20 protein-coding genes are annotated in these 18511 nt (G+C 68.9%); 19 read left to right on the forward strand and 1 reads right to left on the reverse strand.

Annotated features, from left to right (window positions below; all coding sequences use genetic code 11):
• The first annotated feature begins 15 nt into the window (after window positions 1–15).
• Entirely contained in the window at window positions 16–663 is a 648-nt protein-coding gene (locus ACYQ5L_RS18295) for a TetR/AcrR family transcriptional regulator (protein WP_459958906.1), read from the forward strand.
• A gap of 38 nt (window positions 664–701) precedes the next feature.
• Here ACYQ5L_RS18295 and ACYQ5L_RS18300 read toward each other — a convergent pair whose 3' ends face one another.
• A complete protein-coding gene (locus ACYQ5L_RS18300; RefSeq protein WP_459958907.1) occupies window positions 702–1556 on the reverse strand; it encodes a M23 family metallopeptidase in 855 nt (284 codons plus the stop codon).
• Between the two features lie 253 nt (window positions 1557–1809).
• Between ACYQ5L_RS18300 and ACYQ5L_RS18305 the strand changes: the two genes are divergently transcribed.
• From ACYQ5L_RS18305 to ACYQ5L_RS18390, 18 genes are all read left to right on the forward strand, one after another.
• Window positions 1810–2616 carry a thioesterase family protein gene (locus tag ACYQ5L_RS18305; protein WP_459958908.1) on the forward strand — a complete coding sequence of 269 codons (807 nt, stop codon included), beginning with the start codon at window positions 1810–1812 and terminating at the stop codon, window positions 2614–2616.
• A 110-nt stretch (window positions 2617–2726) separates the two neighbouring features.
• Entirely contained in the window at window positions 2727–3119 is a 393-nt protein-coding gene (locus tag ACYQ5L_RS18310; RefSeq protein WP_459958909.1) for a hypothetical protein, read from the forward strand.
• Window positions 3110–3643, forward strand: a complete 534-nt coding sequence (locus ACYQ5L_RS18315) for a hypothetical protein (RefSeq protein ID WP_459958910.1) — start codon at window positions 3110–3112, stop codon at window positions 3641–3643. Before ACYQ5L_RS18310 ends, ACYQ5L_RS18315 begins: the two co-directional genes overlap by 10 nt.
• Window positions 3644–3814: 171 nt before the next feature.
• Window positions 3815–5278, forward strand: coding sequence for an alpha/beta fold hydrolase (locus tag ACYQ5L_RS18320; RefSeq protein WP_459963460.1), 1464 nt, complete (start codon window positions 3815–3817; stop codon window positions 5276–5278).
• A 50-nt stretch (window positions 5279–5328) separates the two neighbouring features.
• The gene (locus tag ACYQ5L_RS18325; protein ID WP_459963461.1) at window positions 5329–6042 is read left to right on the forward strand and encodes a response regulator transcription factor; all 714 of its coding nucleotides are present in this window, start codon (window positions 5329–5331) and stop codon (window positions 6040–6042) included.
• Complete coding sequence (locus tag ACYQ5L_RS18330) at window positions 6042–7346, forward strand: HAMP domain-containing sensor histidine kinase (RefSeq protein ID WP_459958911.1); 1305 nt, start codon at window positions 6042–6044, stop codon at window positions 7344–7346. Before ACYQ5L_RS18325 ends, ACYQ5L_RS18330 begins: the two co-directional genes overlap by 1 nt.
• 69 nt (window positions 7347–7415) lie before the next feature.
• Entirely contained in the window at window positions 7416–8417 is a 1002-nt protein-coding gene (locus ACYQ5L_RS18335; protein ID WP_459958912.1) for an alpha/beta hydrolase, read from the forward strand.
• Between the two features lie 2 nt (window positions 8418–8419).
• Window positions 8420–9289: an SDR family NAD(P)-dependent oxidoreductase gene (locus ACYQ5L_RS18340; protein WP_459958913.1), complete on the forward strand. Its 870-nt coding sequence runs from the start codon at window positions 8420–8422 to the stop codon at window positions 9287–9289.
• Between the two features lies 1 nt (window position 9290).
• Entirely contained in the window at window positions 9291–10211 is a 921-nt protein-coding gene (locus tag ACYQ5L_RS18345) for a ferritin-like domain-containing protein (protein WP_459958914.1), read from the forward strand.
• Complete coding sequence (locus tag ACYQ5L_RS18350; RefSeq protein ID WP_459958915.1) at window positions 10208–11761, forward strand: flavin-containing monooxygenase; 1554 nt, start codon at window positions 10208–10210, stop codon at window positions 11759–11761. The genes ACYQ5L_RS18345 and ACYQ5L_RS18350 overlap by 4 nt, the downstream gene beginning before the upstream one ends.
• Window positions 11761–12645, forward strand: coding sequence for a MerR family transcriptional regulator (locus ACYQ5L_RS18355; RefSeq protein WP_459958916.1), 885 nt, complete (start codon window positions 11761–11763; stop codon window positions 12643–12645). Before ACYQ5L_RS18350 ends, ACYQ5L_RS18355 begins: the two co-directional genes overlap by 1 nt.
• A 153-nt stretch (window positions 12646–12798) precedes the next feature.
• Window positions 12799–13236, forward strand: coding sequence for a VOC family protein (locus ACYQ5L_RS18360; protein ID WP_459958917.1), 438 nt, complete (start codon window positions 12799–12801; stop codon window positions 13234–13236).
• Window positions 13237–13365: 129 nt separating this feature from the next.
• Window positions 13366–13680 (forward strand): PepSY domain-containing protein, encoded by a 315-nt coding sequence (locus ACYQ5L_RS18365; RefSeq protein WP_459958918.1) that lies wholly within the window; start codon window positions 13366–13368, stop codon window positions 13678–13680.
• Between the two features lie 103 nt (window positions 13681–13783).
• A complete protein-coding gene (locus tag ACYQ5L_RS18370; RefSeq protein WP_459958919.1) occupies window positions 13784–14113 on the forward strand; it encodes a plasmid stabilization protein in 330 nt (109 codons plus the stop codon).
• A 158-nt stretch (window positions 14114–14271) separates the two neighbouring features.
• The gene (locus ACYQ5L_RS18375; protein ID WP_459958920.1) at window positions 14272–15129 is read left to right on the forward strand and encodes a short-chain dehydrogenase/reductase; all 858 of its coding nucleotides are present in this window, start codon (window positions 14272–14274) and stop codon (window positions 15127–15129) included.
• 150 nt (window positions 15130–15279) lie between these two features.
• Window positions 15280–16491: an AAA family ATPase gene (locus ACYQ5L_RS18380; protein WP_459958921.1), complete on the forward strand. Its 1212-nt coding sequence runs from the start codon at window positions 15280–15282 to the stop codon at window positions 16489–16491.
• Window positions 16492–16525: 34 nt separating this feature from the next.
• Window positions 16526–17494, forward strand: coding sequence for a DUF58 domain-containing protein (locus ACYQ5L_RS18385; protein WP_459963462.1), 969 nt, complete (start codon window positions 16526–16528; stop codon window positions 17492–17494).
• Complete coding sequence (locus ACYQ5L_RS18390; RefSeq protein WP_379199005.1) at window positions 17491–18495, forward strand: VWA domain-containing protein; 1005 nt, start codon at window positions 17491–17493, stop codon at window positions 18493–18495. Before ACYQ5L_RS18385 ends, ACYQ5L_RS18390 begins: the two co-directional genes overlap by 4 nt.
• Window positions 18496–18511: the final 16 nt, after the last annotated feature.

The raw sequence follows: 18511 nt of genomic DNA on the forward strand, positions 1-18511 counted from the left end.
ACTAACCTGTTGGTCGTGACCCGCGCCGAGCCCGCCACCAGCACCGCCACCGAGCCCGCACCGGAATCCGCCTTCCGGCGCCGGCTCCTGGAAGCCATGGCCGAGGCCGTCCGCGAGCGCGGCTACCGCGAGACCACCGTCGCCGATGTGGTCCGCAATGCCCGCACCTCCCGCCGCACCTTCTACGAACACTTCGACAGCAAACAGGACTGCTTCATCGCCCTGCTCACCGAACGCAATAACGAGACCATCCAGCAGATCTCCGACGCCGTCGACCCCTCCGCCCCCTGGCGCACCCAGGTCCGCCAGGCCATCCACGCCTGGATCGATGCCTCCCGCCACGACCCCACCATCACCCTGGCCTGGATCCGCGACACCCCCGCCCTGGGCGAGGCCGCCGCCAAACTCCACCACGACGCCGCCGAAGCCTTCATAGACCTCATCCAAAGACTGGCCGCCACACCCGAATTCGACGCCCCCGGCGTCCAGCACCCGCCGAACCGCCGCACCGCCACCTTCCTCTACGGCGGCTTCCGCGAACTCATCGCCTCCACCGTCGAAGCGGGCGGCGACATCCGCGACATCATCGATGTCGCCGTCGACGCCGCCATCGCCGTGGTCGGCCCCCGCTACGAGCCGCGGCGCGGGGAGGAGGCGCAGTAGACCGGCGCGCGGTGGGCCGGATCAGGGGCGGCTCCTCGTCAGTCGGCGCCCCAATGCTGTTCCATGAGAACGCCATTGGCGGCAAGCCAGGACACCGGGTCGATCTTGCTGCCGTTCTGGTCCCAGATCTCGAGGTGCAGGTGCGGGCCGGTGGACTGGCCGCGGTTGCCGACCGAGGCGATCACATCGCCGGCGTTCACGCGTTGGCCGACATGGGCGTAGATATCGTTGACGTGGCCGTAGACGGCAGTGGTGCCGTCGTCCTGCAGGACCCGGACCCAGAGTCCGAACCCGGAGGCCGGGCCCGCCTCGACCACGGTGCCGCCCATGGCCGAGTGGATCGGGGTGCCGAGGGCGTCGGCGATATCGACGCCGTAATGGAATGAGCCCCAGCGGGTTCCGAATCCGGAGCTGATCGCGCCACCCACGGGCAGAACGGCGGGCGGGGCCGCGATCTGCGGGGCGGGCACCAACGGGGCGACCTGCTCCTGGAGGCTCTTGATGGCCTGTTCGGCTTGGGCGAGCGGGCCGCGGATCTCGGCGGGCAGGCCCGCCAATCCGAACGGGGCGGCGGCGGGTTCGACGGTGGGCGCGACTTCCACTGCGGGGGCGGGAATTTCGGGCTCCGGTGCCTCCGCGGGCGCCTCGACCGGGGGAGCGGCCACCGGTGCGGCGCCGGTGGCGGCCGCTATGGCCTCCTCGATCGACTTCAGCACGCTCGCGATCGGATCCGGCTCGACGGGCGGTGGCGCGGGCGTGGCGGCGGCGGGCGTCATCTGCACGGTGGTGGCGAGCAGGGCGCCGGCCGCGACCGCGGCGCCGGAGACGGAGCGGACCCGCCACGAGGCGCCGGTGTCCGCGCGATGGCTTGTGGCCGTACCGGTGTCGATCACACCGAGCAGATCCTGGACGGAAAGGGAGCCTGGGGTATCTCGGTGAAGCGGCACAGCACGTCCTCGGTGGATCAGCGGAGTCCGGGACTCCGGCGAACGATCGATTCTTTGGAGGGTCGACGTTTCAAAAAACTGTACCCAGCCGTGATCATTTCGTTGCCGTTTCCCGGAAATCCGTGCCTCCCATTACCTCACAGGGAATCGACGCGCCTGTGATCCCGCCCGAGCATGAAGGCGAACGAAAGGAATTGCGATGACCGCGACCGCCTCCCATGCCTTCGACACCGACACCGCGAGCACCCGCGTCGGCGACCACGAGTACGCACTCGAGGTCTCCGACCGCTGGAAATCCTTCGGCGGCCACGCCAATGGCGGCTACCTGATCGCCGCCTGCCTGCAGGCCCTGCGCCAGGAACTCCCGCAACCCGACCTGCTCTCGGCCTCCGCCCACTACCTGCGTCCCGGCAGCGTCGGCCCCGCCCGCATCCGCACCGAGATCGCCCGCATCGGCCGCCGCACCGGCACCGGCCAGGCCGTCCTCACCCGCGACGACCGCGAAATCATCCGCGTCCTGGCCACATTCACCGACTTCAACACCGCGCACGGCCGCACCCTGGTCCGCAACGACCCTCCCGCCCTGCCCGCCCCCGACCAGTGCATCGACCCGCTGGCCGCCCTCGGCGCCACCCCCGGCGGCGCCACCATCGGGGAACAGGTGGAATTCCGCGTCCCCGAACTCCCCGGCTTCTGGCGCGGCGAACCAGGAGGCACCACCACCATCGACTGCTGGGCCCGCTTCACCGACGACCGCCCCGCCGACCCCATTGCCCTGGCCCTGTTCGTCGACGCCGCCGCCCCCGTCATCTTCGACCTCGGCGTCCCCGGCTCCTCCACCATCGAACTCACCGTCCACATCCGCCGCCGCCCCGCCCCCGGCTGGCTCCGCTGCCGCATCGCCACCAACTACGTCATCGACGGCTTCCATGAGGAAGACTTCGAAATCTGGGACTCCACCGGCTCTCTCGTGGCCCAGTCCCGCCAGCTGGCCCTCATCCCGTAATGCCGCAACCTCTCAGCACTCTCTCAGCGCAATCTACGGTCTTGCTTAGTAGGTTTCCTACTATGGAGGTCAGTAGATAGCCCGGTGCAAGCAGAGAGGCAATGGCGCCCATGCAGAAACGTCGATCGAACTCGGTGATCCGGAGATCCACGGTCGTGCTCGCCCAGTTGGCGGGCGCGACCGCCGCGGCGGCGGTTCTGGCCGGCCCCGCACTGGCGGAGTCCCCGTCGCGCGAGCAGGGCTCGTCATCGCGTCCCGGTGCGGCCCAACGCGATACGATCGGCGCCCACGCCATCGACCCGCTCGGTCCCCACCATCGTGATGCGAACCCGCTCGACCGGATGCAGCACGCGAATGCCATGCGCGACTATCTGGCCCGTGCCTACCCGGACCAGCAACGGCGCGAAGCCACCCCCGGCGGCGAGACCGCGACCTGGAGCAGGACCCGATCAGCCGACGGCACCGGCTGGGCCGTCTGCCGCCCGCAGGCGGCGTGGTGCTGACCGGCCCGCCCGCGCGGCCCACGCGCCGCGCCCCCATGGCCTCGTTCGCGCTCGCCGCCCTCGGCGGCGTCCTGATCCCCTTCGCGGCACCGGAGGCCCCCGAATCCCGTGCGATCACCCCGGTCGGCGGATGTCTCTGGGCCGGAACGGCTTACGCACCCGGCACCCCCATCGTGGCAGGCGGAAACGAGTACCGCTGTGGCGCCCGGGACAGCGCCCCCTACTGGATCCGCGGCACCGCGACCGACCGCCTCCCCACCGTCCCCAACCCGGGCGCCGCCACCGCCCCAACCGGCCAATTCAGCCCCGGCGCAAGACAACCCGGCACCCCCTATACCGACTCCTGCGTCGGCGCCCAGCTCATCCCCGGCACCGACGACGTCTACCAGGTGGTCCGCCACCCGAACGGCACCCTCCAATGGATGCCCGCCACCACCATTGCCGAATGGTCCTTCGGCCCCGACCCCCGCCCCGACCCCACCTGGCGCACCGCAAGCCTCTGCATCGACGGCAACCTCTCCTAGCGCCGATCGACCCGCCGCGGGCGGATTCTTACATGGTTTTGCCGTTGGCTTGCGGTGGCTCTGACTTCTGGTGCGCAGGATCGGTCTCGACATTCCGGAGAAGTACCGGAATCGGGATCGACGAGGGAGATTCGTATGCGCGGGGTTGTGCGCTCGGCCGTGGGGCTGGCGATGGCCGCAGTGGTGGCGGGCGGGGTGATCGCGGGGTGTTCCAGTGGGGAGTCGGGGGTCGCTGCGCCGGAGTGGTGTCCCACTGTGCCTGGGCATCAGGTGGAGTGCGGGGTGGTGCAGCGGCCTTTGGCGGAGGGGCAGCCTTCGCTCGGTGCTGTGGATGTGCACTATGCGCTGGTGCGGCAGGGGCGAAGTGACTTGGCGAATCAGGGGACGATCGTGCCGAATCCGGGTGGGCCGGGGGTGCCGATGATTTCGCATGCGGCCGAGGCGGCGGCATTGTCGGCGGGGGTGCTGGACGATCACTCGCTGTTGTTGATCGATCCGCGGGGGACCGGGTTGTCGAGTCCGGTGGAGTGTGGTGTGGGGGAGGAGGAGTTCCGGCTCGGGACGCGGGAGCAGCAGCGCGAAGCGGTGGGGCGCTGCGGTGAACGGCTGGGGGCGCGGGCGGCGGGGTATACGTCGGCGGCGACGGCTGACGACTTCAATGCTGTGCGCGAGCATCTCGGGATTCCGAAGGTGGTGTTGTACGGGATCTCGTATGGGACTTACCTGACCCCGGTTTATGCGCAGCGGCATCCGGAGACGGTGCAGTCGATGGTGCTCTCGGGTGCCTATCCGAGCGACTTCGACCGATTGCAGCGGCCCAATGCCGAGGCGGTTTCGCTGGCGCTGCAACGGATCTGCGAGCGCAGCGGGGTGTGCGACGGGAACCAGGCGGTGGCGGATCTGGCGGCGGTGGCGCAGCGGTTGCGGACACAGCCGCTCACGGTCGATGCCGGCAAGCCGGTGCTGCTGACCGAAGGCAAACTCGCCACGCTCGTTTTCGAGGCCGCCACCAGCAATGTGGGCGCGAACCCGCAGGCGATGACCCCGCTGGGCATGCTGCCCGCGGCGCTGCACGCCTCCGTGCGCGGCGACGACAGCAAGCTCGTCGAGTTCGTGCGGGCCACGACCGTGGAACCCGCCTACGAGAACATCAATGCCTACGTCACGGTGACCTGCAACGACTACGCGCCGCTGTGGTCCATGGACGCGAGCATCCCGCAGCGTGAACAGCAGTACCGCGACGCGCTGGCCAAGGCGCCGGCGGGGGTCGGGGCGTTCAGTGCCGAAGGCTTCGGCGAAGGGCAGCGCGACGGCGGCGACTCGTGCATCCGCTGGCCCGGCGTGCCGAACCACCAGCGCCCCGATCAGGTGAGCGACCCGATGCCGGATGTGCCGGTGCTGGTCATCTCCGGTGATCTGGACGCCATCACCCCGGACGCCAACGGCAAGCTCGCCGCCGCGAAATTCCCGCGCTCGACCTTCATTTCGGTGCCCAACACCGGGCATGTGCCGGATATGGAACCCAGCGGCTGCGTCGTGGGCATCATCGGCGAATTCATTCGCACCGGCGCCACCACCGACACCGGCTGCGTGGCCGCGATTCCGCCGATCGCGGTGGCTCCGGTCACCGACTGAGCGGGCCGATTCCGATGACCACGTCCCCCGCCAGCCAGAATAACCCGGTGATTGCCGCAAACTCCGCCGCGCCCGCCCCGACGGTGCTCATCGTCGAGGATGACCCGAATGTGCGTTCCACCCTGGATCAGCTGCTGCGTTTCGAGGGCTACCAGGTGGTGCTCGCCGCCGACGGCCAGCAGGCCCTGGAAGTGCTGGAGCGGCAACGACCGGATCTGGCGGTGGTGGACGTGGCCATGCCGCGCCTGGACGGGCTGTCGCTGTGCCGGATGCTGCGCCGCCGCGGTGACCGCCTGCCCATCCTGGTGCTGACCGCGCGGCACCAGGTCGGCGACCGGGTCGCCGGGCTCGATGCCGGGGCCGACGACTACCTGCCCAAACCCTTCGACACCGAGGAATTGCTGGCGCGGCTGCGGGCGCTGTTGCGGCGCAGCGCGCCCGATCCCGGCCAGGATCCCACGGCCGGACTGCTGACGGTCGCGGACCTGGTGCTGGATCCGGCGGCGCGGGAGGCCCGCCGCGGCGGCGAGCCGCTCGAATTGACCCGCACCGAATTCGACGTCCTCGAACTGCTCATGCGCAACGAACGGGTCGTGCTGTCGAGAGGCCAGATCTACGAGCACATCTGGGGTTTCGACTTCGACACCGAATCCCGCTCGCTGGATGTGTACATCGGGTATCTGCGCCGCAAGACCGAGCAGCACGGCGCGCCGCGGCTCATCCACACCGTCCGCAATGTCGGCTACACCGTGCGGGTGCCGTGATGTTGCGGGCCCGTCTGACCGCGGTGGCGGTGGCCGCGGTGATCGCGGCCATCCTGGTCTCGATGGTCACCGCCTACCGCAGCGTGGCGCCACTGATCGCCGCCGAGGTCGATCGCGGCCTGTCCGATCGCGCCGACACCGTGCTGGCGATCCTGGACGCGGGCGCGCCACTGCCGGTGCGCCCGGACATGACCGAACAGCTGCTGCTGCCCGACGGCCGGGTGCACGTCCTGACCCCGGGCCGCGCGCCCCTGCCGGTCACCGACGCCGACCGCGCCATCGCCGCCGCCGGGCAGGGCACCAATGAAACCGAAATCGATATCGACGCAATCGGTTACGGGGTGCTGACCAAGGCCCGCCCGCACGGCGGGGGCGCGGTCATGGTCAGCCAGAACTACGCCGAGATCGAACGCATCGACGACGAATTCCTCTGGCGCACAGCCTCGATCACCGCCGCCGCGGTCGCGGTGGCGGCGGTGCTGAGCTGGCTGCTGATCGGGCGCATCCTGCGGCCCATCCGCCGCCTGGCCACCGCCACCCGGCACATCACCACCACCCGGGATCTGTCCACCCTGCTGCCCGACCCGGGCACAGGCGAGGTCGGCGAGCTGACGCGCAGTTTCAACTCCATGCTCGCCGCCCTGCGCATGTCCCGGGCCCAGCAGCAACGCCTGGTCCAGGACGCGGGCCACGAACTGCGCACCCCATTGACCTCGGTGCGCGGCAGCGCCGAACTGCTGCAACGCGCCCGCGGCAAACTGAGCCCGGACGACGAAGCCCAGGTCCTCACCACCCTCGTCCAGGAAGCCAAGGCCCTCGACGCCCTGGTCGGCGAGCTCGTCGACCTGGCCACCGACCAGCACACGGCCGAACCGCTCGGCACGGTCGACCTGGCCGACCTGGCCGAGGATTGCGCACAACGATTCCGCCGCCGCACCGGACGCACGATCACCGTCACCGCCGACGATCCGCGCCCGGTGACGGCTCGCCCGCAGGCCCTGGCCCGCGTGGTGGACAACCTGCTCGACAACGCCACCAAATACAGTCCCGCCGACACCCCGGTCGCCGTCCACATCGACCGCACCCGCCTGGTCGTGCGCGATCGGGGCCCCGGCATCGATCCGGCCGACCGCGAGGCGATCTTCGACCGCTTCTACCGCGCCGACCGCACCCGATCCACCCCCGGCTCGGGTCTGGGCCTGGCCATCGTCCACGACATCATCGCCGCCCACGATGGCACCGTTTTCGCCGGCGATCACCCCGGTGGGGGCGCGGAAGTGGGGTTCCGGCTCCCGCCGGGGTGACGCCACCGTTTCAATCCTGCCGCCAATGTGCCATTGACAAGTGGCACATTGGTAACTGATTCTCTAACTATGACGAGAACAGGGTCAACGGCGACCTTCGGCTCGACGGCGGTACCCACAGCGGCCTCGCGGCGCGCGCGGGTGGCGGCGGCCGCGTCGGTGGTCGGCCTGCGACGAATCAATGGCGTACTGCCGCCCAATCGGGTGGGAATTCAAGCCGGACGGGGGCTGATCGCCGGCGTGATGGCCGCCTTCGGGCCGCCGCTGCCGGGCACCCGCGTCACGCAGGTGCGAGCGGGTGCGGTGCGCGGCGAATGGGTGCGGGCGGCCGGTGTGGCTCCGGGCGACCGCGCCATCTATTACGTTCACGGCAGCGGCTATGTGGTGTGCTCGGCCCGCACCCACCGGGGGCTGGCGTCGCGCCTGTCGAAAGTGACCGGGCTGCCGGTGTTCTCGATCGACTACCGGCTCGCACCCGAACATCGGTTCCCCGCCGCGGCCGAGGATGTCGAGGCCGGATACCGGTGGCTGCTGGCCACCGGGCATCGCGCGGAGAACCTGGTGATCGGCGGGGATTCGGCGGGCGGACATCTGGCGCTGGATCTGCTGTTGCAGAACCTGCGCGGGGAAACACCGCAGCCCGCGGGCGTATTCATGTACTCGCCGCTCATGGACCTCAGCTTGACCCTGGCCGAGCGCCGTGACCGGCGGCTGCCCGACCCGATGGCCCCAGCACCGGTCGGGCGGCGGCTCATCGAGCTCTATACCGAAGGGCAGCAGCCGGATTCGCCGCGACTGCGGTTGAGCGTGCCGCCGGGCGCGGCGCTCCCGCCGCTGCTGGTGCAGGCCAGCGCGGGGGAGATGCTCGCCGATGACGCGCGGCAGCTGCACGACATGGCGGTCGCCGCCGGTGTGCGCTGCGATCTCGAGCTATGGCCGGGCCGCATTCACGTTTTCCAGGCCCTGCCATTGCTGGTTCCCGAGGCGGTACCCGCCCTGCGGCGCACGCGGGACTTCATTGCCGAGGCGCTATCCGGCACGGACGCGTCGACCCGGGCGAAGGCAGGCTGATCATGGGAATTCTCGACAGTGTCCTGCCGGTATTCGGTGAACGCCGCACGCGGAATGCGAAAGCGGTGGTGACCGGCGCGGGCAGCGGGATCGGCCGGGCCTTCGCGCTCGAAATCGCCGCTCGCGGTGGCGAAGTGCTGTGCGCCGATATCGACAAGGACCGCGCCGACGAGACCGTCGCGCTGATCGAACGCACCTACGGCCGCTCCGCCTACTCGGTGTTCTGCGATGTGTCCCGCCGCGCGGACGTGGAGGCGCTGGCCGACCATGCCGAGCTGGCCTTCGACGGCCCGCCGACCCTCGTCATCAATAACGCGGGCGTCGGCATCGGCGGAAAACCGGTGGGCGACATCGGCTTCGACGACTGGGAGTGGGCGCTGGGCATCAACCTGTGGGGTGTGGTGCACGGCTGCGAGATCTTCGCGCCGCAGCTGCGCGCGGCCGGGCGCGGCGGCATCATCAATGTCGCCTCCGCCGCGGGATTCGCCGCCGCACCCGGCATGGCCGTCTACAACGTGTCCAAGGCCGGAGTCATGTCGCTGTCGGAGACCCTGGCCGCCGAACTGTCCGGCAGCGGGGTCGCGGTCACCGTGCTGTGCCCGACCTTCGTCAAGACGAATGTGGTGCGCGACGGGCGCATCGGCTCGGCGTCGGCCCGCCTGGCCGATGAACTCATGCGCTGGACCGGGTTCGCACCCGAACGAGTCGCCCGCACCACCCTCGACGCCCACGATCACGGCCGCCTCTATGTGCTGCCGCAACTGGACGCGCACGCCGTCTGGCTGCTCAAACGACAGTTCCCGGCCCTCTACACCCATGCCCTCGGCGTGCTCAACCGGGTGCTCCCGCAGTCCGAGACGATTGGAGTCTGACATGTCCTTCGACTTCGACAATATGCTCGCCAAGATCGCGTCCCGGCAGTGGGCGCTGGCCGATATCGATTGGGACGCACCGGGTGCGGAACTCATCGAGCCCGAACTACACGCGAAACTCAAGCCGTTCATGGCCGATCTCATGTGGATCGAGAATGTCGGCGCGCGCGGATTCGCCGCCATGGCGCAGAAGGCCCCGACCGAAACGCTCAAGCAGATCTACCGGTACTTCCACGCCGAGGAGCAGCGCCACGCCAATGCCGAACTGGCGCTCATGCGCCGGTGGGGGATGCTCGACGGCGACGAGATTCCCGAGCCGAATATCAATGTGAAGCTCGTGATCGACTTCCTGGACAAGCACGCAGACGAGATGTCGCTGTCGTTCCTGGGCACGGTGATCCCCATGCTCGAGGTGGCCCTGGACGGCGCGCTCATCAAGTTCATTACCGACGAGATCTCCGACCCGGTCGCGCAGGAGGTCTTCAAGAAGATCAATGCCGACGAATCCCGGCATCTGGCAACCGATTACGCGGTCATGGAGCTGCTGGGCCACGCCACCGCCCGCAAGCTCGCCATCGATCTGGTCGGCGGCTGGGCCAAACCGTCGTTCATCGTCGGCGTGCTCAGCTACGTGCCGCTGCTGAACAAGATGCGCGACAATATCGTCGACATGGGCGTCGACGAGGAGAAGCTCTACGCCGCCATGCGCCGGTTCCGCGCGGTGGGCGAGCGCACCCCGATCGCCAATCGCGTGCCCATGTACCGCATTGTGAAAATGCACGCCAGCTGGGTGATCGACCGCGGCCACCCCTATCACCTGTTCGCCGACGCCATGGTCGGGCTGACCGCCCGTATCCCGGAACGCTTCCTGAAACCGCAGCCCACGTGGTCGAAGGAACTCACCTACGAGCCGGTCGCATGAACGCCGCGGCGAAGCCACTGGACGTGGCCATCATCGGCGCCGGATTCGCGGGCGTAGGCACCGCGATCCGGTTGCGGCAGAAGGGCATCACCGACTTCGCGATATTCGAGCGGGACGACCGCGTCGGCGGCACCTGGCGCGACAACACCTATCCCGGTGCGGCCTGCGATATTCCGTCGCGCCTGTACTCGTATGCCTTCGCGCCCAACCCGGATTGGTCGCACACCTACTCCGGCAGCGGGGAGATCCTCGGCTATATCGAGGCCATGGTGGAGGAATTCGGCATCGGACCCGGCATTCGATTCGGCCACACCGTCACCGGACTGGAATTCGACGAGCCGAGCGGGCTGTGGGATATCAGCTTCGCGGGCAAGCGGCGAAAGGTGAAGGCGCGCAGCGTCGTCGTCGCCTCCGGTCCGCTGTCGAACGCCAGCCTGCCGAACATCCCGGGCATCGAAACCTACGAGGGCCACAAGATCCACAGCGCCCGCTGGGATCACGACTACGACTTCACCGGCAAGAAAGTGGCCGTCGTCGGCACCGGAGCCAGTGCGGTGCAGATCATTCCGGAGCTGGTCGAGCGGGCCGCCTCGGTGAAGGTCTTCCAGCGCACCCCCGGCTGGGTGCTGCCGCGGGTGAACCGGCGCACCAACCCGCTCACCAAAGAGCTGTACCGGCAGGCGCCGGTCACCCAGAAACTGGCGCGCGACGCCTGGTTCTGGGGCCACGAATCGGTGGCGCTGGGCGTGGTGTGGAATACCCCGCTCACGCGGGTGGTGGAATCGGTCGCCCGGCTGCACCTGCGCTCCCAGGTCGCCGACCCGTGGCTGCGCCGCCAGCTCACCCCGGATTTCCGGGCCGGCTGCAAACGGCTGCTGATCAGCAACGACTACTACCCGGCCCTGCAGCGAGAGAACTGCAAGCTGGTCACCTGGCCCATCGCGCGGATCAGCCCGCACGGCATCCGCACCGCCGAGGGCATCGAGCACCGCTTCGACTGCATCGTGTTCGCCACCGGCTTCGACATCTCCAAGACCGGGGCGCCGATCCCGGTCACCGGGCGCGACGGGCGCGTGCTCGGCGAGGAATGGAGCAGGGGCGCATACGCTTTCAAGAGCGTGACGGTGGAGGGCTATCCCAACCTGTTCCTCACCTTCGGGCCGAACTCCGGCCCGGGCCACAACTCGGCACTGGTCTACATGGAGGCGCAGATCGAGTACCTCACCGACGCCATCGGGGTGCTGCTGGCCCGGGACCTGCGCATGCTCGAGGTGCGCCGCGACCGGCAGGACCGCTACAACGCCCGCATCCAGCGGCGATTGTCGGCCACCACCTGGAATTCCGGCTGCCGCAGCTGGTATCTCACCGAGGACGGCTTCAATGCCACCATGTACCCCGGCTTCGGCACCCAGTTCGTGCGGCAGCTGGCGCAGGTCCGGCTCGAGGACTACGTCCTGACGCCCCGGGACGCGGGCAATGCGGCGCGAACCGCCGGGGATTCGGCCGATGGTCCGAGCGCCGGGCACGGATCGATCGCCACCCTCGGCTAATGTCGACACGAGGTGTGCCGCCCATGCCCTCGGTGCTCACCCGCACCGGGGCGTGGGCGCTGCGCTTCATCGACCGGCAGCCGCGAGACAGGGAGGGCGCGACCAGGATGGCGGAGTACCGCATCGACGATCTCGCCCGCGCCGCCGGCACCACCACCCGCAATGTGCGGGCCTATCAGGAACGCGGCCTGCTACCCACGCCCACCCGGCGCAGCGGCCGCGCCCTCATCTACGACGACTCCCACCTAGCCCGGTTGCGGATCATCGACGCGCTATTGCAACGCGGGTTCACCATCGCCCACATCACCGATTTCATCACCAGCTGGGAAACCGGCAAGGATCTGAGCGAAGTCCTCGGCCTGCAACAGGCCGTCACCGCCACCTGGGGCAAATCCGAAGAGCCCCTGGTGGTTCCGCGAGAACTGGTGGACACCTTCCTCGGCGGCGAGGACGATCCGGTCACCGGCGACGAACTCGACCGCCTCGCCGCCCTGGGGCTGGCCGGACTGGACGACGAGACCGTCGAATTCACCCAGCCCGAACTGCTGGAAACCTTCGCCGCCCTACACGGCTACGGCTTCGGCCTCAACGGCCTCATCGACGTCTACTCCGCCGTGGTGCAGCGGGTCGAGGACATCGCCCGCCTCATGGTCACCGCCGCCAAGGACCAGATCGTCGCCGATCACGGCCCGGGCTGGTTACCGGAGACCGACGCCGAGACCGCCGCGACCACCAAGATGCTCAACCACTTGCGCGAACTGGGCGTCACCGCCGTCCAGAACAGCCTCGCCCAGGCCCTGGACCGCACCCTCGAAAACGAACTCGGCGCCTACCTGGAAACCGCCGCGAAACAGCACGGAGCAGGAAAACCTCCGCAGGGCTGATCGCTTCCGGGCTCTTCGTCCGCGCGTCACGCGAAAGTTTCGTGGCGGCCGTGACCATCGCCGGGCAGGGTATGTCGAGAACGCCTCAGCGGCTCCGTCCCTGTGGTGAATGGCGGCCGACCGGGGGCGCCACGGAATGGAGGGAACCCGCACATGACGCTGCTGCGCATGGACAACGTGAGCATTGTCGTCGAAGACCTCGACGGGGTCATCGCGTTCTTCGTCGAACTCGGTATGGAACTGGAGGGCCGGATGGTGCTCGAGGCCGGCTGGGCCGATCGCATCGTCGGGCTCGATGGTCAGCGAGCCGATGTGGCGATGCTGCGGACTCCCGACGGGCATAACAAGATCGAGCTGGCGAGCTATCTGAAACCGGCGGCGGTCGCCGGACAGCCCGACGCGCCGGTGAACACACTCGGTATCCGTCGCCTCATGTTCGCCGTCGAGGGCATCGACGACGTCCTGGCCCGGCTGCAGGCCCGCGGCGCGACACTCGTCGGCGAGCTCACCCGCATCGAGGACAGCTGGCTGATGTGCTACCTGCGCGGCCCCGAGGGCATCCTCGTCGGGCTCGCGGAGCGCATCGGGTAGGCCCGCGAAAGGAAGTTGCTCCGGGGCATGAACCGGTGAATCGGTGGTAGTGCCGTCGCAAGAGCGCTCTTCACCGAATAACGACCCGTTCGCGCTCACGGGGATCAGTCAACAAGGAGGAGCATCATCATGACGGCAATCAATCACCGCGGCACCGTCCGCCGCTGCGCGTTCGGCGCGGTCCTGGCGGCCGCCGCGCTCGGCGTGGGCGCCGGGCCCGCCCTGGCGGCGCCCGCCGCGCAGCCCGTGGTCAATGACCAGCAGGCCATGGAGATGGCGCGGGACGCCCTGATGGGGGCGACCGTGCAATCGGTGGAACTGGATATGGCCGATGGCAGTCCCGCCTGGGAGATCGATCTGCGGACTCGCACCGGAACCGATTACGAGGTGGAAGTCGATGCCATGACGGGCATGGTGATCTCCATCGAGGAGAGCGCCGCCTGATCCGGACGTGAAACCCGATACCCGGTGTGCGCCGTTCGTTTGCGCGGGCGCGGGCCGGGTATGGCGACGGCACGGATGGCGAATTCGATCCGGGAGGTGTGAAATGCCCAAGGAATGGACCGGCAAGCAGGAACGACAGTACGAGCACATCAAGGAATCGGCCGAGGACCGCGGCGCGAGCACCAAGCGCGCGAAGGAAATCGCGGCCCGCACGGTGAACAAGAACCGCGCCCAGGCGGGTCAGAGCAAAACGGCCAGCCGCAGCTCGGTCAAGGACAAATCCCCGCAGCAGCGCGGCGGGCAGCGGTCCGGGAGCAAGGGCCCGAAGGGGCCGACCCGCGATCAGCTCTACAACGAGGCCAAGAAGCGGAATATCAAGGGCCGCTCCACGATGACGAAATCCCAACTGGCCGAGGCATTGGGTAAGGGCTGAGCACGACCGGGGGAGCGGCGAGCGCCGACGGTTCCCGAAGGACTGCGAAACCACCTGCGGCGCTCTATAATTCGCTGCTGAAGTGAGGTAGTCCGGGCGCCCGGAGCTGTTCGCCCACCGCATCGACGCCGGTCGCGGACCGGAAGGGAGAACCGCTCGTGGGCAGCTTCGCATTGGACGGCAAGGTCGCGCTGGTGACCGGCGGAACGCGCGGAATCGGATTGGCGACCGCGAAGGCGCTGCAGGCCCGGGGCGCGGAGGTGACCATTACCGGCCGTGACCCCGAGAATACGGCCGCCGTCGCCGCGAGCATCGGAAACGGTGTGCTCGGAATCGGCGCGGATGTCGCCGATCGGGAAGCGATCCAGCGCGCCGTGGACGAGACCGTCGCCAAATTCGGCCGCCTCGATGTGGCGGTCGCGAATGCGGGCGTCACCGCCAAAGTGGCCACGGTGCGCGGTATGCCCCCGGAGGAGTTCGAGAATGTCGTCCGGGTGAATCTGCTCGGCGCCTACCACACCGCCTATGCGGCATTGCCGCACATTCTCGAAGGGCGCGGCCATATTTCGCTCGTCGCCTCGATCTACGCCTTCACCCAGGGCGCGTTCGTGGCCCCGTATGCCGCCAGCAAGGCCGGTGTCGAGCAGCTGGGCCGGGCGCTGCGCGTGGAATTGGCCCCGCACGGGGCGAGCACCTCGGTCGTCTATTTCGGCTTCGTCGACACCGATATGGTGCGATTCGACGAGTCGACCGATCCGCTGGGCGCGCGCGGCACCGGATTGGTCCCGTGGCCGCTGAGCCAGCGTCTGACCCCGGAGCAGGGCGCCGAAGCCCTGGTGCGCGGCATCGAGCAACGCGCCGCCCAGGTCGTGGCGCCACGCCAATGGGAGGTGCTGTCCCTGCTGCGCGGCGTGGTGAATCCCGGCGTCGACTTCGTGATGTCGCGATTGCCGCTGATCAGGGACCTGGTCGCGCAGGGCGATCGCGCGAATTCGGACACCGAGATCCGGCACTGAGACACGCCGCGGCAGTCTCGAAAGCCGCCCGCGGCCCCTTCCGACAGGCGCGCGCGGGCGTTTGATCCCAACCGGGTGCGGCAATAGTCGCCGATACCTGGAATAGTTGGGGCGGAACGCACAGAGACTGAGGCGAAAGCGGGGAAATTGGTGGCTTCGACAGATGGTGTGAGCACGGTCAGCACGGCGAAGGAGCCGGCGCCCAGCACCCTCGAGCGCGATGTCCAGACCCTGGAGAAGGCGATCTACGAAGTCAAACGGGTGATCGTCGGTCAGGATCGGCTGGTCGAACGGTTGCTGGTGGGCGTGCTCGCTCGGGGTCACGTACTGCTCGAGGGTGTTCCGGGCATCGCCAAGACCCTCGCTGTGGAGACTTTCGCAAAGGTGGTGGGCGGCAGCTTCTCCCGCGTCCAGTTCACCCCCGACCTGGTGCCCACCGACCTGGTGGGTACGCGCATCTACCGCCAGGGCCGCGAGGAGTTCGACACCGAGCTGGGCCCGGTCGTGGCGAACTTCGTGCTTGCCGACGAGATCAACCGCGCGCCCGCCAAGGTGCAGTCGGCGCTGCTCGAGGTGATGGCCGAGCGGCACGTGTCCATCGGCGGCAAGACCTACCCGATGCCGAACCCGTTCCTGGTCATGGCGACCCAGAACCCCATCGAGAGCGAGGGCGTGTACCCGCTGCCCGAGGCGCAGCGCGACCGCTTCCTGTTCAAGGTGGTCGTGGACTACCCCTCCGTGGAGGAGGAGCGCGAGATCATCTACCGGATGGGCGTCACCCCGCCGGAGGCCAAGCGCATCCTCGATCCGGAGGAGCTGGTGCGGTTGCAGCAGCTGGCCGCCAATACCTTCGTGCACCACGCGCTGGTCGACTACGTCGTGCGCGTCATCGCCGCCACCCGCAAGCCCGCGGAATTCGGCATGAACGATGTGGCCGGCTGGATCGCCTACGGCGCCTCCCCGCGCGCCAGCCTCGGCATCATCGCCGCCGCCCGCGCGGTGGCCCTGATCCGCGGCCGCGACTACGTGGTGCCGCAGGATGTCGTCGAGGTGATCCCGGATGTGCTGCGGCATCGCCTGGTGCTGTCCTACGACGCCCTCGCCGACGAGGTCAGCCCCGATGACGTGATCCGCCGCGTGCTGCAGACCGTGGGCCTGCCGCAGGTGGCCACCCAGGCCGTCGCGCCCGGCGGTTCGGCCGCCCCCGCGCCCATGCCGGCCCCGGCCGCCGCGCCCGCCGCCCCGAACATGGGCCCGCACGGCGGTATTCCGCAGCCGCCGCAGGGCGCGCCGCAGCCCGCCATCCCGCAGCCGCCCAACGGCCAGATGCCCGGGGTGCCCGGCCAGCCGCAGCCCAAGTGAGGCGCGAGCCTCGGATCAGGTTGCGCCCGTGACTATGTCATCGCCCAGCGGTTCCTCACACGCCCCGCCCTCCTTCCGGGCGGGGGAGCTGACCGACCCGCGGTTGTCGGCCGCGTTGAAGACCCTCGAACTCACCGTGCGCCGCCGTCTCGACGGCGTGCTGCACGGCGACCACCTCGGACTGATTCCGGGCCCGGGTTCCGAACCCGGCGACGCCCGCATGTATCAGCCGGGTGACGATGTGCGCCAGATGGATTGGTCGGTCACCGCCCGCACCACCCATCCGCACGTGCGGCAGATGATCGCCGACCGCGAGCTGGAGACCTGGCTGGTGGTGGACTTGTCCGCCAGCCTCGACTTCGGCACCGCCGCTTGCCAGAAGCGCGATCTCGCTATTGCCGCGGCGGCCGCGGTCACCCATCTGACCTCCGGCGGCGGCAATCGGATCGGCGCCATTGTCGCCAATGGCGAACAGCTGATTCGCATTCCGGCCCGCAGCGGCCGGGTGCACGCGCAGTCCATGCTGAAGAAGATCGCCACCACCCCGCATGCGAGCGACGGGGTGCGCGGTGATCTGCGCGGCGCCATCGACTCGCTGCGCCGGCCGCAGCGCAAACGCGGTCTGGCCGTGGTCATCTCCGATTTCCTCGGCGATATCGACTGGCAGCGCCCGCTGCGCGCCATCTCCGGCCGCCATGACCTGCTGGCGGTGGAGGTCCTGGATCCCCGGGATATCTCGCTGCCCGATATCGGCGATGTGGTGCTGCACGATCCCGAGACCGGGCGCACCCGCGAGTTCAGCCTGACGCCCACACTGCGCGACGAATACGCCAAGGCCGCGCGCAAGCATCGCGATCAGGTCGAGCTGGCGCTGCGCAGTTGCGGCGCGCCGGTCATGGCGCTGCAAACCGATCGGGACTGGATCGCCGATGTGGTCCGGTTCGTGTCCACCCGGCGCCACACTTTCGGCGCCCCGAATGCCGGGCGGGTGCCGCGACAGTGAGCATTTCGCATTTCACCTCTCAGTACTGGCTGGCCTTCCTGATCGTGGTGGGGCTCATCGCGCTCATCTACGTGCTGGTGCAGCAGCGGCGGCGCAAGCACGTGCTGCGCTTCTCCAATATGGAGATGCTGGAGAAGGTCGCGCCGAGTCAGCCCGGGCGATTCCGGCATGTGCCGATTGCGCTCATGCTGGTCGGCCTGGTTTTCCTGACCGTCGCGGCGGCCGGTCCGACCGCGGCCAAGAAAGTTCCGCGCAATCGGGCAACCGTGGTGCTGGTCATGGACGTATCACTGTCCATGGAAGCCACCGACGTGCCGCCCAGCCGGCTCCAGGTCGCGCAGAAGGCGGCCAAGGAATTCGCCGACGGTCTCACGCCCGGAATCAATCTGGGCCTGGTGACCTTCGCCGGCACCGCATCGGTGCAGATGTCGCCGACCACCAACCGGGAAGCGGTCAAGGCGGCCATCGACAACATCAAGCTGTCCGAGCGGACCGCCACCGGTGAGGGCATCCTGGCCGGCCTGCAGTCCATCGACACGCTGGCCTCGGTGCTGGGCGGCGCGGAGACCCCGCCGCCGGCGCGCATCGTGCTCATGTCCGACGGCAAGCAGACCGTGCCGGACGACAAGGATGTCGACAATCCCCGCCACGGCTTCACCGCCGCGCGTCTGGCGAAGGAAAAAGGCATTCCGGTGTCGACGATTTCGTTCGGCACCACCTGGGGCACCGTGGAGATCCCGGACCAGGACGGCAAGGGCTCGCAGCGGGTCCGGGTGCCGGTGGACGACGACGCGCTGCGCGAGATCGCGCGACTCTCCGGCGGCGACTTCTACACTGCCTCCAGCCTGGAAGAGCTCACCGCGGTCTACGACACACTCGAGCAACAAATCGGCTATGAGATGACGATGGGTGATGCGAGCCGGCCGTGGCTGCTGCTCGGTCTGCTGGTGACCGCTTCCGGTGTGGTGACCGCACTGCTCTATCGTCAGCGTTTGCCGTAAACGCCGTAACTGCCCG

It is taken from the genome of Nocardia sp. IFM 10818 (assembly GCF_054655275.1).

Bases quoted from the DNA above. Each gene is read 5' to 3' on its own strand.
- ACYQ5L_RS18305 (WP_459958908.1), top strand. From the start codon at position 1,810: ATGACCGCGACCGCCTCCCATGCCTTCGACACCGACACCGCGAGCACC.
- ACYQ5L_RS18365 (WP_459958918.1), top strand. From the start codon at position 13,366: ATGACGGCAATCAATCACCGCGGCACCGTCCGCCGCTGCGCGTTCGGC.
- ACYQ5L_RS18370 (WP_459958919.1), top strand. From the start codon at position 13,784: ATGCCCAAGGAATGGACCGGCAAGCAGGAACGACAGTACGAGCACATC.
- ACYQ5L_RS18355 (WP_459958916.1), top strand. From the start codon at position 11,761: ATGTCGACACGAGGTGTGCCGCCCATGCCCTCGGTGCTCACCCGCACC.
- ACYQ5L_RS18385 (WP_459963462.1), top strand. From the start codon at position 16,526: ATGTCATCGCCCAGCGGTTCCTCACACGCCCCGCCCTCCTTCCGGGCG.
- ACYQ5L_RS18360 (WP_459958917.1), top strand. From the start codon at position 12,799: ATGACGCTGCTGCGCATGGACAACGTGAGCATTGTCGTCGAAGACCTC.
- ACYQ5L_RS18345 (WP_459958914.1), top strand. From the start codon at position 9,291: ATGTCCTTCGACTTCGACAATATGCTCGCCAAGATCGCGTCCCGGCAG.
- ACYQ5L_RS18340 (WP_459958913.1), top strand. From the start codon at position 8,420: ATGGGAATTCTCGACAGTGTCCTGCCGGTATTCGGTGAACGCCGCACG.
- ACYQ5L_RS18330 (WP_459958911.1), top strand. From the start codon at position 6,042: ATGTTGCGGGCCCGTCTGACCGCGGTGGCGGTGGCCGCGGTGATCGCG.
- ACYQ5L_RS18320 (WP_459963460.1), top strand. From the start codon at position 3,815: ATGGCCGCAGTGGTGGCGGGCGGGGTGATCGCGGGGTGTTCCAGTGGG.
- ACYQ5L_RS18335 (WP_459958912.1), top strand. From the start codon at position 7,416: ATGACGAGAACAGGGTCAACGGCGACCTTCGGCTCGACGGCGGTACCC.
- ACYQ5L_RS18310 (WP_459958909.1), top strand. From the start codon at position 2,727: ATGCAGAAACGTCGATCGAACTCGGTGATCCGGAGATCCACGGTCGTG.
- ACYQ5L_RS18350 (WP_459958915.1), top strand. From the start codon at position 10,208: ATGAACGCCGCGGCGAAGCCACTGGACGTGGCCATCATCGGCGCCGGA.